The sequence below is a fragment of the Cupriavidus sp. SIMBA_020 genome, assembly GCF_046535395.1.
GTDB classification, from domain to species: domain Bacteria; phylum Pseudomonadota; class Gammaproteobacteria; order Burkholderiales; family Burkholderiaceae; genus Cupriavidus; species Cupriavidus campinensis.
In genome coordinates this window covers 1-245 of record NZ_JAWRWU010001405.1, presented here as the reverse complement: position 1 = coordinate 245, position 245 = coordinate 1, and the positions used below count along the sequence as shown (strand labels likewise).

Annotated in this window: 1 protein-coding gene; it reads left to right on the top strand. The window is 69.4% G+C overall.

Annotated features, from left to right (window positions below):
- Window positions 1–202, top strand: a 202-nt coding sequence (locus tag SB751_RS34150) for a hypothetical protein (RefSeq protein WP_410749512.1), incomplete at its 5' end; no start/stop codon positions are given.
- Window positions 203–245 lie beyond the last annotated feature (43 nt).

The following is a 245-nucleotide window of genomic DNA, read 5'->3' as shown; positions in this document are numbered from 1 at the left end:
AGACGAAACGGGCTGCGTGAACGTGATCGTGCGGCCCGAGCTGCTCGCCCGGCAGCGGCGCGAAACGCTTGACTCGCGGCTGCTCGCTGCGTCGGGCGTGTGGCAGGTCGTCAGCGACGTGAGGCACCTCGTCGCGCAGCATTTCGAGGATCTGACGCCGCTGCTCGGCGGCCTGCGCACGTCGAGCCGGGAATTTCACTGAGGGCGCGACAGAGGGCGGGGCGTGTCGATTGCCGCTCACCGCT